This is a genomic window from Paraburkholderia silviterrae (genome assembly GCF_004353915.1).
Taxonomy (GTDB): Bacteria; Pseudomonadota; Gammaproteobacteria; order Burkholderiales; family Burkholderiaceae; genus Paraburkholderia; species Paraburkholderia silviterrae.
This window is the reverse complement of sequence record NZ_SMRP01000018.1, coordinates 61,647-74,317: the sequence shown is the minus strand read 5'-3', so window position 1 is coordinate 74,317 and position 12,671 is coordinate 61,647. Positions and strand designations below refer to the sequence as shown.

The following is a 12,671-nucleotide window of genomic DNA, read 5'->3' as shown; positions in this document are numbered from 1 at the left end:
CGGGGGGGAAATATGGCTGTGACTCAGAGCAAAACGATAATCGCTCTACGCTTCCTGCACGTCATTTGCGCGTTGGGTGTGCTTATCTCGCTTATTACTCATAGAGTGCCTGGTATAGTGATCAGCGGTCTCCTTGCAGGGGGATGTAGCGTGGTGATTAATCGAATTTTCCGTCAAAACCCTGCATCCAATCAGCAGCCCAGCGCCCGTACAAGTAAAGCTTATGTCCTATGTCTGTGGGGGATTGCCGGATGCATTGCCCTAGTCTTGATCGGCGTACCTTATCTCGCAATTTTCGCGCACCGCCATTGATTGTTACCAGGACTGAATCTTGAGGCTTCTGGGCGGCAGTTCGCGCAATGCAGGTACCGCCCGACCGCTGACGGCGAGTGGCTGCTTGTGGCCGTTCAGCGCCCGATGACCGAACGCGATGATCGTCTCGGGCGTGCGCGCGATGCAAATGGCATAAAACGACCCATTGCGGACGCCCGCATTGCTCGTCAACTGCCATTCGGAGGAGTCTACGTAAGGCGATCATTGCCCCCCTGGACGTCGGCGTCCAAATCCAAAGCTTAGGTTTGGCATTGCAGCCGGGTCATTTCAATGTATCAATTAACTCGCGCTCCCGACTCCCGAGGCATATAAAGCAAACCCTTTCTCGCTGGGTCGTCTAAATCGACAAGCATGACGGGTAAAGGGAATTCTTTGCGAACTTGAGGAGTTTTCTCTCCGTCTTTCAAGTGCTTATCATCTTGATATACAACAAATAATTTTCCGTCGAGCCATATGATTTTTTTAAGCGTCGCCCTATTCATCCAGATCAATGATGAAAAATGGATATCGGACGGTAATTTCTCGTCTTTACCCACAACAACAATCAAAAGACTCGGGCTGCTTTTTGCCGACACCGGCTCCTTTGGCCAACGACAAACTCGGGTAAAGACCACAGCAGAATACGTTGTTTGCGGAATCCCAATTCTCAGTAATTCCGTGTTTTCACACACCGTATCCCTTGAATGCTTCACTAGACCAAGAACTAGCGCCAAGACAAACAGGACCCCGCCCGCTATGGCCATGTGTGCCTTGGCCTTACGATATAGCGACGCTTGGTTGGGCCTGACGCTTACACCGAAGGCGTCTACGAGCAGATTTCCAACGAGACAGAGTAACGCCGCGTACATGATCCAAGCAGGATAGCCATAGAGCGTGACCGTCCCGCCTCCCTTGGCCGGTAGCACAAAGTCATCGGCTACAACGCCATAGGTTCCATAAGCTATTAAGAATGCCGAAGCGGAGACTTCGAGGATGCGTTTCTTTTTAGTGTCCATGTCGCATCGAGTCGGGACACAGTCCCTTGTTGAAAAGAAAGTGGCGCGGAAAGTTAAAACTCACAGGGTGCAACGAGTGATCAAGCGAGAAATACGTAACAAATATTGAGTCGTAGGTTTGTAATGGCTCACATCTGACATATCTGTCCTCACATTGCCTCGCCATCCACAGCAGGAGCCACCCCATCAATCGTGGACGGGCGATTCCAAGCATTAGTGAGTATGAGACTGCCTGCAAATTCAGGGGCACAATGGATTGTCGGCGATTGATGGTCGTCTGTCGACCGTCCGGTTGTGGCCGACTACTGCCCGACGCGGTTGGCCGTACCCGGCCGCGTAAATTTTCCGTGAATGACGCGTTGTACGTCTATAACACCCAAACGGGGCTGCGCTCAGAACATCGCTGACCCGCCGCGTGATGTTTACGAAACGCCCGGACGGCACACCACGCTCCAGTGTTGCATGGTTGCTGATACGGGAAACCAACTTGCAGCGTTCGTTTCCGTTGGGAGGCAAATATGGACAAGCGATTGAATGAAGAAGGGATGGATCTGCTGTTCCGTCAGGCTCGAACCCACAACAGCTGGCTGCCTCAACCGGTCAGTGATGACACATTGCGCGAACTCTACGAGCTGATGAAGTGGTGTCCAACAAGCGCAAACTGCAGCCCGGCACGTATCCTGTTCCTGCGGACCCAGGAAGCGAAGCAACGACTCCTGCCGGCATTGGCACCAGGCAATATCGACAAGACGATGAGTGCACCGGTGACTGCCATCATCGCGTATGACGGCAAATTCTATGACAAGCTGCCTAAACTCTTCCCGCACGCAGATGCGCGAGCCTGGTTCGCCGACACACCGGAACTGGCCGAGGTCACGGCACGGCGCAATAGCTCGCTACAGGGGGCTTATTTCATCCTTGCTGCCCGCTCGCTTGGACTGGACTGTGGGCCGATGTCCGGGTTCGATCACACAAAAGTTGACCATGAATTTTTTCCTGCGAGCGCACCAGAGGGAGCGTTCCAGCAGGAGTACTTTCCCGACAGCCACATCAAGTCGAATTTCCTCTGCAATCTGGGCTATGGTGATCCGGCAGGGCTGTTCCCGCGCAGCCCGCGCCTGGATTTTGACGAGGCCTGCAAATTGCTCTAACCACCCAAATCCTGCTTCGTGGGCCTGATCTCCCTCGGCTGGGTGTACAGCCATGCCATTCCCGTCGATCGCAGCCGTGTCCTGCAAAGCTGACGCCCGGTTTGGTCATCCACTCGGGTTTGAAATAACTGCGCTAAGCTCCCTCGGCGCCGTTCGCGTCGAGGTAGTGCTCGCTCCACGCCGCAATCACGTTCGCCGCGTAGATGGCGTCGGGCTTGCGCGACAGAAGGTGGTCCGCCCCGGCCAGCGAGATGAAGCTCTTGGGATGCCGTGCGGCCCGGAAAATGTGGTTCGCGTTGACGATGCCGACCGTCGAGTCGTCGGGCGCGTGCATCACCAGCAGGGGGAGATCCATGCCGGCGATCTTCTCCGTCAGCCGCTGCTCGGCGACGTCCTCGAGGAACTGCCGCTTGATCCGGAACGGCCGTCCCGACAACTGGACTTGTGCCTCGCCCTCGGCCTCGATTTGCGGCAGGTAGTCCTTGAAGAGCCCCGTCACGTGCTCGGGATCGCTCGGCGCCCCGATCGTGACGACGGCCTCGGCGCCCGTGATGTCCGACACCGCGGCCAGCACGGCGGCACCGCCCAGGCTGTGGCCGATCAGCAGCGCGGGCGCGCGGTGCGTCGCGCGCAGATGATCGGCCGCCGCAATCAGGTCGCGGCAGTTCGAGGAAAAGTTGGTGTTCGCGAATTCGCCTTCACTCGCGCCAAGCCCCGTGAAATCGAACCGCAGCACGGCGATCCCGTGCTCGGTCAGCGCCTGGGCGATCCGGCTCGCCGCGAAGACGTCCTTCCCGCAGGTGAAGCAATGCGCGAACAGGGCGAACGCGCGAGGCTCCGTGTCAGGCAGCTCGAGCCGGCCGGAAAGCTGTTGTCCATCCGATCCTGGAAACGTGAATCGTTCGGTAGGCATTGCGGACCTCCACGGGTGGAATGCTTGCGGACTGATCCCCTAACTCTACAATTCTTTCTGGCGTCCAGCCCAAACCTGGTACTAGCGTGGACAGGCACAAGGTACACGCTTGCGCTCAGGAGCCCGGGCCAGGCGTCGCGTCCAGGCTGCGCTGCCGCGCGGCGCCCAGGTGCTGGCCCAGGATTGAAGTCGCCGTCAGTCATGACAAAATGTCCCCTTCTGTCCCGATGACATGGGACTTTTTGTCAGTCTCGCCGTGAAACCCACTGACCTCTCATACGCTCTGGCGCACCCCGGCTGGACCCGGGTGACGTTCGCCGGATATCCGGGTGACGACCGCCGTATCATGCGCCATGGATCGATGGACCCGCGGCGACGCGGCCCTGCCGCGTCGCGTGGAACGGCACCGCGAACGGCGGCCCGTCAGGCGTGAGCGTCTGCCCTGACAGTCTTTTTGCGGTCAGGGGCGGGGCGTGCCCCGCCATCCGGATCTTGCGGTCTTCGCGCGACGGCACGACGCGCAGGCCGGTTGGGCGTCGCGGCCGTCCGCAGACCGGCCGGAGACAGTCGGGGTGCAATGTTAAATGTGGTCAAACTACGCATATTGGCATGCATGGACTACACCGTGACGGCTGCAGTCGTCCGGATCGGCCTTGTTCGCCCGTCCCGCCGTGATTAGCCGGGTTATCAGATTTGCGGTTTCGGTATCAGCCGGAAAATTGATCCGTGACCGCCCGCGCTGGCTGCGGAGGCTGATGACGACTTTTATCTGGACCTGCTGTTCTATAACCGGAAGCTGAGACGCCTCATCGCAATCGCACTGAAGCTCGGCGCGTTCAAGGCCGAGTACAAGAGCCAGATGGAGCTCTATCTGCGCTGGTTGGCCAGGCATGAGCAGGAGCCGGACGAGCAACCGCCTATCGGTATCATCCTGTGCGCCGGAAAGAAGCAGGAGCAGATCGAATTGCTGGAGCTGGGCAAAAGCGGCATCCATGTCGCGGAGTATCTGACCGTGCTGCCGCCGCGTGAGACGCTCGAGGCCAAGCTGCACCAATCCATCAAAGCGGCGCGACTGAGGTTACGCGATGAGCGGGACAAGTAGTCAATCCAACGAACAGTCGTGGGACGCACATCAACGCACACACCAGCGCAGTGGTGAGATGTCAGCTGCTGGATGACATGGGCTGCGACGATGAGCAGGAAGATAATGTCTCTTTGGCGCTGTACGCCTCCCATGACGAGCGGCACGCAACGTTCTATGAATACCGCCACGGGCAAACGGCGTCGACAAATGGCAGCTCTCACCGCCGTCGAATGAGTCTTCACGGCCCGTTGCCGTCATTCGGGTCGCGGCCAAAGCAACGGCCGTTTCAAAAGCCCAACGGCCGTTCAATCGCATCAGCGACGTTTTCGGCAGCTTTGCTGAAGCTCCGTGCGTGAGGGTGCTGCAGCGCGTGTGAACAGACGTCGAATAATCCTTAGCAAAAATGACCCGCTAAAGTTGATCCGATTCGGCTATTCGACCCTCTGCGAATGCAACGCTCGCCTGGAAGCTACAACGGCTGCGCGTGTTCGTGGAAAAGATATGAAGGAACGCATTTCAGATGAACGTCATTTGCAGTAGGCGTGGCCCCGTTCATTTGGCCCCGTGATTCCTTGCACACTCCATCAGACTTTCAAAATATCGAGGCGAACTCGAACCACAATCGACTCCCGGACGGGCGATTTCGTACATTAAATTCCTTTTGGAATTTCAATGCAACTCCACCATGCCCGATATCGTAACTGAGTTGAGGTCCAAGACCAATCGCGCGCCCCTTAAAACCATCATCGACTTCCTGTCCATTAGCCGAGTCTCCGCTCAATTGCCGATAGTAATACCCCTGTACCGCAACCTTCAATTTTTGTACTGATCCTATTGGGCGATAACCAATACTGGCATCGATTGTGATGTCGGATCCTGAATGGTAGTTGGTTTCATGGTTTTTCGTATTAAATTCAGGTGAAATTGATGTTGAAATTTCCCACTTGCTATTCGGATAGTATGTCAAATTCAGGTTCGGAGAGAATGAGTAGTAGTTCAATCCAGTGTTTGCCAGGCTGTTCTTGTTATAAGTACCAGTGGGAATCCAGATGTCCGTTCCAAAATAGACAAATAAGTTATGTGATGGACTCCAGTAGCTTAAGTGGAATGGTTCCAACGTGATGTCACCTAGACCGATTGCGTGACCGTGACGTCCCGCAGCCGAAACATCTACGTTTAAAAGAGTTGGAATGATCCCGCTAGTAATATGGAATGACCCGAGCGTGATGGGCCACGTGTAAAGGAATCGGGGAGCGTCCACCGCAACGTTGGAGTGAAAGCCAGGAATTATTTTGTTTCCGCCATCACCCATGAATGAATTGGAATTGTAATCCTGCATATAGTTGTAGAAACCAAATTGCCCGGGTGGTGGCAAAATCCCGTTGGCAATAGTGTTCACGCCGACCGGGTAATGATTCAAGCCATTCTCAGTCGCACACGCAACCTTCAACAGGGAAAACCCAATGGCACAAAATACAAATAATGATTTCATTCTGAACATGAATTTCCGCTCCTTGCATTCCACTTTCAACTTAACGACAGCATCATGGCAATTAATAAGTTATGCGTAGTTAATCTGTTGAAGGAAAAGATTTGAATTACTCCAGCGAAATGAATTACTCCCTGACCAACTCCTCGAGCAGGATGGCACGCAGGCTGTCAGGCATGTCCAGCATCACGTCGTGTCCACAGGAAAGACTGCGCATCTTCCAGTCGGCTCTCTGCTTGAGCTTTCCCACCGTGTCGTCGAACGCATGCAAGTCGTACCCCGTCGCTTGAACGTACGTCCGGTTAGGCACCAACTTCTCCTCGCCGGTGTAGTGGTACTTTTGTATCAGCGTGCCGAACGGTTGAGGCACGCACATACTGTCCACCCACGGCGCATCCGCAGCGTTTACACCAAATACAGCTGCAGATATCGGCGGTACGCAATGACCGTCTGTTTGTCCGGCTAGCGTAGTAAATTGCGTTGCAGTTTCAGATCCGACCATATCGAGAACCGACTGGCCATTCTCAGGCACGAACGCGTCGAGGTAGACCAGCGATTTTATGCGCCGGCCAACCTTCCCTGCCACGCCTGTAATTACCATTCCTCCATATGAATGACCGCAAAGTACGATGTCTGTCAGATCTTCAAAAAGAATGACATTAACAACGTCCCGTATATGTGTATCCAGATTTATCAGTTGATCTTTAAGATGGTACCGCTCCCCTAAGCCCGTCAACGTCGGCGTGTAGACGTCGTGGCCTACATTGCGCAACAGTTTGGCTACTCGGGTGTAGCACCATGCTCCATGCCAAGCTCCATGAACAAGCAAGAATGTCGACATGAAAATACTCCAGTTAGTAGATTTACGCTTTGGTGATGTAGTCAATCTTCAACTTAAAGTCGTCTACGCTTAAGGCAGCCGCCCGAAGCACTCGGAGGGAAATAAACTCTTGGCGGCAGAGGTTTTTCAAAAAAATAAGTAATTCAAATTTTTTCGCCTGTATTGCGTCAACCTGTTCACGGAATTACCTTTGCAGTTTATTGACTGCTCCCACTGGACGTGAAAGCAAGCAAAGGTACGCTGTGAAGGTGTGCGGTAGACCGAGTCCGCATGCAGTTGCGCGCACAATTACGCCGCCCGAAACAAACCCAACCTGGTCGGAACATTAAGAGCGTCGACGCCCTGTCAATTCAGTAGATTAAAAACCGTGGAATAGACATCTTCCTTGTGTCGATCAAAATGAAAAAGAAAGGCCACGAGCAGGGCGCATGAATATCTGCGCGCTCGCACCGGTTTGAAGTCGTGGATGGCCAGTTGTCTCCGATCTATGGTTTTAATATTCAATGTCTGTAGCTTAGTTCCTCCCACGGTGGGATGTCGATCGCCGAAACCGCATTCACTCCATTAGAAATCCGAATGCGGCAATCCTCAATGTGACATCAGTCGCTTATCTGAAAGTAGCTTTCGATCCCGTCTTGATCGATATGCCCTGCATGCTAAGGCTGAAGCGGATTTCATCTCGCGGTGCTTCGCATACTCGACGAACGGCCGCGAATTGATCAGGTGACACTGGTACAGAAGGTTACTCTCGACACGTAAGCGACGGAGGACACGGCTGTAGCGTTTGACGCGAAAAGCGCGATCTTGAAAGAAATACTCCCCAGACGCCAACGCCCGCTCGTCCTGCATCCTGCGGGAGAGGAGTTGCTGATCCGCCTGAGACTGGCAGGAGAAGAAATACACGCCCGCCTGTTCGACAGAACGGAACAAGAGGACTCACACGAATTCGTCCGTCTGCTACGGAAGTTTGTCCGCCTCCATTGCGGTGAGGAAGCGATACCGCGCGCCGAAAGCAATTGGTTGAAAGGAATCTGAAAAAGGTCACGCGCAATCAACCGACCGTATTCCGCTGGGGATTTTGATTATGTAATTGTCCGCCCCATGTGCAACCCTATGGTGCATTCATCTCCGGCGGACAATCATCGGGACGGCGCCCCCAGTAAGCATCCTCCAGAAGAGCGCGAACCGCATCGCGATCAAGAGGACGTGGATTCGGATACGGCGCGGCCAACGCGGCCTCGGTGACTCGGTCGAGGTCCGTATATTGCACACCCAGAGCCTCCAGCGACATAGGTACGCCCAACTGCGCCGCAAGGTCGAACAGACCCTGAGCCGCGTTGCTCCTTTCCAGCGCGCTACATATGCGATCCATTGCTTGTGGCGTCGACGAAGCGTTGTAGGCAGTCGCATGAGGGAGCACGATCGTATGCGTCTCGGCGTGGGGCAGGTTCAGCATTCCACCTAGCGTATGGCACAGCTTGTGATGAAGCGCCACCGACGTAGTGGCAAGCACCGTCCCGGCAAGCCATGCGCCGTACAGGCATTGCGCGCGTGCGTCGATATCCTCGAGGCATCGCGCGACGCGTGGCAGGCCGCGCGCCAGATAGCGGATCCCTTCCTCGGCCATCATCGACGTGACCGGACTCGCGTCCGCTGCATAGAGCGCCTCGACACAATGGGCGATTGCGTTGATTCCGCTTGTCGCACTCATCCGCGCAGGCAAAGACAGCGTAAGTTCCGGATCGTAGATAACCGTGCGTGGCAGCACCCTGATATCGCGCCCGGTCTTCTTTGCGCCGTTCTCGGTGAGACCGTAGATAGGCGTCATCTCAGAGCCCGCGTAGGTAGTAGGAATTGCCAGAATTGGAATGCTAGACTCCAGCGCGATCGCTTTGCCGAGTCCGATCGTCGAGCCGCCGCCGACGGCCACGATGCAATCGGCACCAGTTTCGCGTGCGTGCGCACGCGCGTGTCGAGCGACTTCAATGGGCACATGCATCTGGGCCCCGGGATACACACCACTGCATTTGTTTCCGAGCTTGTTGGCCACACTATTAGCAAGGTGGGTCTGCTCTGGCGTGCAAATAACGAGTGCACGCGCCACCCGCAACTGATTGAATTCGGCGAGCAAATTGCCAAGACTACCGGCACCGAAAACAACTCGTGACGGCAGTGGGGAAAAAATAAATGAGCGCTGGAACATAACGAGGCCAGGAATATCCGGGCGTTGATCAAGATGCTGACGCGGCCGCGCAGAGGTTGAGCATTGCGCATACGTCTCGCATACTACACATGGGAGGATACGGGCCGCACAGCGCTTTCCGGCATCACAGCTTTGCCGGAAAACGTCTCATGCAGCGTTCCGCTACTTCTGCACCGCCGGCAATTTTCCTTTTGTTTGCTCGACACCGACACTTTGCGTGGCAACGAAGCTCTCGATAGCCGACATCGTCGCGACAGGTGTTTCGAACATCGGGTAGTGCCCCGCGCCGCGCAATATCTCCAGTGTCGCATGTCGATACCATCGCAACGTGCTGTCGCGAGCAGCCGCTTCGGTGCAATTGGGATCGTATTCGCCGATGAGTACGAGCATGGGCGCATCCAGCTTCTGAACCTCTTCATGGATGTCCGTTCGGCTCGCGTCGGACGTATAGCTCGTAAGCGCGTGACCGTCGATTTCATCCCACGTCGATGCCACGATCCTTCGCGCGACCGCCTGCGCGTAGCGATCTGCCGTTCCCTTCCGAACCAGTTCCTCGCGTCGTTCACGAGAGTCCGCTAGCGACCGCATGAAGGACAGCCGTCCCGGTTCGGCACTGGCACCCGCCGCGCTCAATCCTGCGATCGATACGATCGAATTTGCGCGGGTTGGCAACGCGACGGCCAGCATCTGCGCTACTAGCGCCCCTAACGAATGCCCTCCTACGGCGAATCTCGTCCAGCCCAGATACTCGACAAGCCGTACCGCATCGATGACCACTTCACGCAGCGTCAGCAATCCGACGTCATTCCGTGCGTGTCCATAGCCACGGTACTCCGCCACGGCGTACTGAAACGTGTCAAGATCCGCGTAACGTAGCATCTCGTCAAAGGCATCACGCGTGCCGAGCAACCCAGGAAATAGCAAGACTTTTCCCGGCCCATTCCCAACAAGCTTCATCGATTTCACAGTCGCTCCTTCGTCGTACAGACGAGTTGCCGCCGATTCTTCCAGTCAGACATGGATAGGGTCCTCAACCTGCATCAGTTTGCGCAGATCGTCGTGCGACATGCCGAACTGCGGCGAGATCTTCAGCTCTGTGCCTAACATCGACTCTTCCTCGTCCATCTTGAAGCCGAGCGACTTGGTTGCCTCGAACATGACACCGCCGGGCGTGCGCACATAAACGGACTCGAAATAGCCGCGATTCTTTCTGTCGGAGAAGTCGGTAAAGCCCATACCTTCGGTGTCGAACTTGACGCGGGCCTGTGCATCGTAGTCGGGTACATCGAATGCGCCATGGTGAACGATTCCTTCGGCAAGCGTCCACGTGCCTTGGCGCAAATCAGGAGAGTGCAGGACATCGATGCGCCGACCCGCGCCGCCCGCGTCCGCCTCGTAGCGCGTGAACCGCCCATCCCGCATGGTTTGACGGAGATGCCAGGCGCCGGTCATGAACGAATCCATGTCCTCCAGCTCGCGAACTGTCGCAGTCCAGTTGTGGAAGCCACGTACTGCAAATTGCTCGGGAACGTACTCCGACTTCCACGGCTTGCGCTGATCCGTGCGATCCTCTACCACCTCAAAGTCGATCCCTGCGTGAACGACACGCAAATACTTTTCGCCAAAACGTTCGGATTCTTCGGCAACAGCCACGCCATTGCGACGGAAATGCTCGCGCCAGAAGTCGATCGACCCACCTGGAATCGAATAGGCGATCGCGGTAAATTGTCCCGACCCTTTGCGCCCGGTCAGCCCAGTGCGCCGCATCGGGAATGTCGTCATGACGGTGCCTGGCGTACCATCCGCATCGCTAAAGTACAGGTGGTAAATCGGGATGCGACCATCGTAAAACAGCGTGCGCTTGATGAAGCGCTGCCCTATGACTTTGACAAAGAAGTCCACGTCGCCTTGCGCCGTCGACGTACACAGCGTGATGTGATGGAGTCCACGTATCAGTCCGCTTTCCATTGCGTCTCCTTGGCTGGTAAAAACTCAGTCCAGCGCGCAAGGCGTGCTTGCCGCGCGTGCCGGCTGGCTTGGAAACCAGTATGCAGGCTCAGGAAACGAAGCACCATCCTCAGTGCTGAATGGGCTGCATGCCGAATCGGCATGCAGCTACGCAAACACATCATCAAGCTGTCGGTGGCGACGAGTCGGAGGCAACACCGGGGTCGTCGCCCGGCAAATAGCCGGGATTGGCGAGCAACTCATAAACTAGATCGCGAAACCACTTGTTCGCGGGATCTTTGTGGAAACGCTCGTGCCAGAACTGGCGCACCGTGAACCCGGGAATATCAACCGGCAGTTCGAGTACTTGCGCGCCGAGCAACTCCGCGATCTGCTCGCCCGCGCGCCGGGAGACTGTGAAGAGCGCGTCAGAACTCGGCAGTGTCGTGATCGCGGTGAGGAAGTTCGGCACGATAACGGCGAAATTCGCGGCGGGAATGTTTTCCAGCAGAAAATGTTCGAGCGCCTCGTAGCCGCTCGGCAACGGAGCAACCACCGCGTGGACGGCAGACAGGTAAGTGTTTCGCGTGAGGTGGCCTCTGATCGTTGGATGCTCACGCCGCACCAGACAAACGTAGTCGGAGTAATACAGGCGACGCTGGTAGAACGGTTGCCGGCTGACAGCAAAACTGCCCACGGCAATGTCCACCTCTCCTTGTTCGAGCATTTCATCGACACCATGACGCGGAGCATTGGTGGCTCGCACACGAATCCGGGGCGCATGCTGCGTCAGGTGCCGCAGCAATTTTGGCAACAGGCAGGCCGCCCCAAAGTCCGTGGCGGCGAAGCTGAACGTGCGGGACGAGGTGGCCGGATCGAAATGTGCTGTGACTTCCAGCGCCTCCTGCATCAGCTGGATCATCCCTTCGATCTTCGGTGCAAGTTCGCGCGCGCGTGGCGTGGGCGACATACCACCCGAGGTCCGTACGAACAACGGATCGCCAAAGTACTGACGCAGCCTCGCAAGCGACTGGCTCACGAGCGGCTGGCTCATGCCGAGACTGTCGCCCGCAACCGTGAGACTGGCTTTGCGCATGACCGCGTCAAACACGACCAGCAGTCGCAGGTCGAGCGACGCGGCGAGCCCATTGGGGACGGCCATGATTGATACCTCCAGTTCCGGATTTCGCAGCGATCGTCGTACGCCAGCGAACTCCCGTCAATAGGGAACGGTCTCGACTCCCACACTAGTGGCGCATTCGGATTCGGCATGACGTGAATGCAGGTTGCGATGTCGACATCGTGCCGGTTGACCGTTAGTTTGCCCAAGGCGACACACGCTTGGAGAGGCGCTGGGGAAATCACTCCCCAGTACGGACAAACGTATGATTCAGGAAAGCAATATGCACCAGGATGAAAAAATCGCAATCATCGGAGCGGGGCCTGTCGGGCTGACGACCGCGCTCGGACTCGCGCGACGCGGGGTACCTTGCGTCGTCTACGAATCACTTCATGGAATCGCCCGCGAGCAGCGCGGCGCTGCGTTTCACCCGCCCACGCTCGAGATGTTGCATGAGCTAGGCGTCGGCGAGCCGCTGATGAAGATGGGCCTGCGCATTCCCGTCTGGCAGATGCGCGATCGAGTCAATGGCGTGTACGCGGAATTCGATCTCGGCGTGCTCGCCGACGCTACCGACTTTCCGTTCCGCTTTCAC

10 protein-coding genes and 1 pseudogene are annotated in these 12,671 nt (G+C 56.4%); 3 read left to right on the top strand and 8 right to left on the bottom strand.

Annotation, left to right across the window (positions count from 1 at the left end; genetic code table 11):
- Positions 1 to 608: 608 nt before the first annotated feature.
- The gene (locus EYW47_RS27975; RefSeq protein WP_133198090.1) at positions 609 to 1,328 is read right to left on the bottom strand and encodes a hypothetical protein; all 720 of its coding nucleotides are present in this window, start codon (positions 1,326 to 1,328) and stop codon (positions 609 to 611) included.
- A gap of 518 nt (positions 1,329 to 1,846) precedes the next feature.
- Here EYW47_RS27975 and EYW47_RS27970 point away from each other — a divergent pair.
- Positions 1,847 to 2,479, top strand: coding sequence for a malonic semialdehyde reductase (locus EYW47_RS27970; RefSeq protein ID WP_133198089.1), 633 nt, complete (start codon positions 1,847 to 1,849; stop codon positions 2,477 to 2,479).
- Positions 2,480 to 2,612: 133 nt separating this feature from the next.
- Here the strand turns inward: EYW47_RS27970 and EYW47_RS27965 are convergent, their stop codons facing one another.
- Positions 2,613 to 3,392 carry an alpha/beta hydrolase family protein gene (locus EYW47_RS27965; protein ID WP_133198088.1) on the bottom strand — a complete coding sequence of 260 codons (780 nt, stop codon included), beginning with the start codon at positions 3,390 to 3,392 and terminating at the stop codon, positions 2,613 to 2,615.
- Positions 3,393 to 4,146: 754 nt separating this feature from the next.
- Here EYW47_RS27965 and EYW47_RS27960 point away from each other — a divergent pair.
- Positions 4,147 to 4,494: pseudogene (locus tag EYW47_RS27960) on the top strand (PDDEXK nuclease domain-containing protein); the annotation flags it as partial.
- A gap of 574 nt (positions 4,495 to 5,068) precedes the next feature.
- Here EYW47_RS27960 and EYW47_RS27955 read toward each other — a convergent pair.
- From EYW47_RS27955 to EYW47_RS27930, 6 genes are all read right to left on the bottom strand, one after another.
- On the bottom strand, positions 5,069 to 5,977 hold the full coding sequence (locus tag EYW47_RS27955; protein ID WP_133198087.1) for a SphA family protein: 909 nt from the start codon (positions 5,975 to 5,977) through the stop codon (positions 5,069 to 5,071).
- 115 nt (positions 5,978 to 6,092) lie between these two features.
- A complete protein-coding gene (locus EYW47_RS27950; RefSeq protein ID WP_133198086.1) occupies positions 6,093 to 6,806 on the bottom strand; it encodes an alpha/beta hydrolase in 714 nt (237 codons plus the stop codon).
- Between the two features lie 1,111 nt (positions 6,807 to 7,917).
- Positions 7,918 to 9,009 (bottom strand): maleylacetate reductase, encoded by a 1,092-nt coding sequence (locus EYW47_RS27945; RefSeq protein WP_133198085.1) that lies wholly within the window; start codon positions 9,007 to 9,009, stop codon positions 7,918 to 7,920.
- 162 nt (positions 9,010 to 9,171) lie between these two features.
- Positions 9,172 to 9,966, bottom strand: coding sequence for an alpha/beta fold hydrolase (locus EYW47_RS27940; RefSeq protein ID WP_240763957.1), 795 nt, complete (start codon positions 9,964 to 9,966; stop codon positions 9,172 to 9,174).
- Between the two features lie 54 nt (positions 9,967 to 10,020).
- Complete coding sequence (locus EYW47_RS27935) at positions 10,021 to 10,977, bottom strand: VOC family protein (protein WP_133198083.1); 957 nt, start codon at positions 10,975 to 10,977, stop codon at positions 10,021 to 10,023.
- 163 nt (positions 10,978 to 11,140) lie between these two features.
- Complete coding sequence (locus EYW47_RS27930; protein ID WP_133198082.1) at positions 11,141 to 12,118, bottom strand: LysR family transcriptional regulator; 978 nt, start codon at positions 12,116 to 12,118, stop codon at positions 11,141 to 11,143.
- Between the two features lie 241 nt (positions 12,119 to 12,359).
- Here EYW47_RS27930 and EYW47_RS41415 point away from each other — a divergent pair.
- On the top strand, positions 12,360 to 12,671 hold a 312-nt coding region (locus EYW47_RS41415; RefSeq protein WP_205710168.1), incomplete at its 3' end, for an FAD-dependent oxidoreductase.

What these genes read in the sequence shown, in the direction of transcription:
- EYW47_RS27975 (WP_133198090.1), bottom strand. Translation starts at nt 1,328, where the DNA reads ATGGACACTAAAAAGAAACGCATCCTCGAAGTCTCCGCTTCGGCATTC.
- EYW47_RS27970 (WP_133198089.1), top strand. Translation starts at nt 1,847, where the DNA reads ATGGACAAGCGATTGAATGAAGAAGGGATGGATCTGCTGTTCCGTCAG.
- EYW47_RS27965 (WP_133198088.1), bottom strand. Translation starts at nt 3,392, where the DNA reads ATGCCTACCGAACGATTCACGTTTCCAGGATCGGATGGACAACAGCTT.
- EYW47_RS27955 (WP_133198087.1), bottom strand. Translation starts at nt 5,977, where the DNA reads ATGTTCAGAATGAAATCATTATTTGTATTTTGTGCCATTGGGTTTTCC.
- EYW47_RS27950 (WP_133198086.1), bottom strand. Translation starts at nt 6,806, where the DNA reads ATGTCGACATTCTTGCTTGTTCATGGAGCTTGGCATGGAGCATGGTGC.
- EYW47_RS27945 (WP_133198085.1), bottom strand. Translation starts at nt 9,009, where the DNA reads ATGTTCCAGCGCTCATTTATTTTTTCCCCACTGCCGTCACGAGTTGTT.
- EYW47_RS27940 (WP_240763957.1), bottom strand. Translation starts at nt 9,966, where the DNA reads ATGAAGCTTGTTGGGAATGGGCCGGGAAAAGTCTTGCTATTTCCTGGG.
- EYW47_RS27935 (WP_133198083.1), bottom strand. Translation starts at nt 10,977, where the DNA reads ATGGAAAGCGGACTGATACGTGGACTCCATCACATCACGCTGTGTACG.
- EYW47_RS27930 (WP_133198082.1), bottom strand. Translation starts at nt 12,118, where the DNA reads ATGGCCGTCCCCAATGGGCTCGCCGCGTCGCTCGACCTGCGACTGCTG.